Below are 571 nucleotides of genomic sequence, written 5' to 3' on the forward strand. Positions count from 1 at the left end.
GCAGAGCCTAGATACTGGGGATTGATCCCCCATACCCCAGAAGCAGTAAAGAAATTAATGAAAAAGTTAGGCAGGCCTGAAACACTCCGAGTGTGTTATGAAGCCGGTCCGACCGGATATCCACTTTATCGGCTACTTATGGCAATGGGGATTCAGTGCTCGGTAATTGCCCCTTCTCTTATTCCTAAAAGACCCGGAGAACGCATTAAGACGGACCGCAGGGATTCTATTCGCTTAGCTCATTTGTACCGTGCTGGCGAATTGACTGCCATCTATGTTCCAGATAAAGAAGATGAGGCGCTGCGGGATCTTATTAGATGCAGAGAAGACGCCAAAGAAGACGAACTGAGGGGGAAGCATCGATTAAGTAAGTTTTTACTTCGCAATGACATTAAACCACCAAGTGGAATAAACAAGTGGACAAAAAAGTATTTTGAATGGCTTGATACTTTAAAGTTTGAAAACACTTCCCTGCAAATCACTTTCCAGGAATACTATCACCAAATTAAAGAATTATCACAACGGATTCTAAGGCTGGAAGAAGAAATTAGGATTCAGTCCAATGAAGGGG

1 protein-coding gene is annotated in these 571 nt (G+C 43.3%); it reads left to right on the plus strand.

Annotated elements, in window-relative coordinates; genetic code table 11:
* On the plus strand, positions 1-571 hold a 571-nt coding region (locus ABU165_RS25115; protein ID WP_353762704.1), incomplete at both ends, for an IS110 family transposase.

The sequence above is a fragment of the Cytobacillus sp. T106 genome (genome assembly GCF_040492155.1).
GTDB classification, from domain to species: Bacteria; Bacillota; Bacilli; order Bacillales; family Cytobacillaceae; genus Bacillus_AB; species Bacillus_AB infantis.